This is a genomic window from Arthrobacter mobilis (genome assembly GCF_012395835.1).
Lineage (GTDB): Bacteria > Actinomycetota > Actinomycetes > Actinomycetales > Micrococcaceae > Crystallibacter > Crystallibacter mobilis.
The window spans coordinates 1-732 of the sequence record NZ_JAAZSQ010000086.1 but is presented as its reverse complement, the minus strand read 5'-3'; the positions used below and the strand labels follow the sequence as shown (position 1 = coordinate 732).

Sequence of the window (732 nt, the reverse complement as noted above, 5' to 3'; positions counted from 1 at the left end):
GTCTCTGGCAGTAAGTTTACTTGCTTGTGCAATATGTGTTGCCTCAAGCGCGGTTAAATGAACATCCATTTTACAGCACGAAGAGCACCCCTTTTGACAGGAGGTAAACGTGCTCACAAATTCTTTGTTAAAACGATCCAAAAAGGCGTACATCTGTTTTAACTTGAGGTAAATATTACCGGATTGAGTATTGAGTTTATTTATGAGTGCCTTTAACTCATCGAAATACTTATCAGGTACGGGTTTCAGATTGGTATAGCCGGGTAATGTTTCGCCTGGCTCCAGGTGGATCACTGAGTTAGGTTTGATATCCATTGCTTTTGCTTCCTATATTCTTCTCGCGCTGGTTGTTCATTTGACACTAAAACAAGCGTCATACAATGGCAAGGTGTCAAGCCCAGCAGTAAATCACGCTTGCCAGCAAACCAGTTTCCTGCAGCCGGTTTGGCCGTTGATTTTTGCCAGCAATATTACCCGCTCGATGCCCGCCCTGGGCGTGAAATTGCCAGCAAAAAAGATTGCCGCTATCAAAGGTGTGGTTTATATTATCTGTATCGTACGATACAGATAATGGAGAAGCTTAATAGATGACTGAAAAAATCACTGACGAGGAACTGGTAGATTTGTTGGAGGCGCTCAAAAGAGCACATGGTATGGGCGTTTGTTCAAAGGCGGTTAAGCTGGCACAGCGTTGCGCTGATGTGTTCCCTGCTATTGTTGCAGAGTTACAGG

2 protein-coding genes are annotated in these 732 nt (G+C 44.1%); one reads left to right on the top strand and one right to left on the bottom strand.

All coding sequences use genetic code 11. The annotated features are described in order from the left end of the window. On the bottom strand, positions 1–315 hold a 315-nt coding region (locus tag HGG74_RS20985), incomplete at its 3' end, for a hypothetical protein (RefSeq protein WP_312856932.1). A gap of 73 nt (positions 316–388) precedes the next feature. On the opposite strand from HGG74_RS20985, the gene HGG74_RS20980 reads away from it, so the two are divergent. After that, positions 389–571 (top strand): hypothetical protein, encoded by a 183-nt coding sequence (locus HGG74_RS20980; protein WP_001348709.1) that lies wholly within the window; start codon positions 389–391, stop codon positions 569–571. Positions 572–732: the final 161 nt, after the last annotated feature.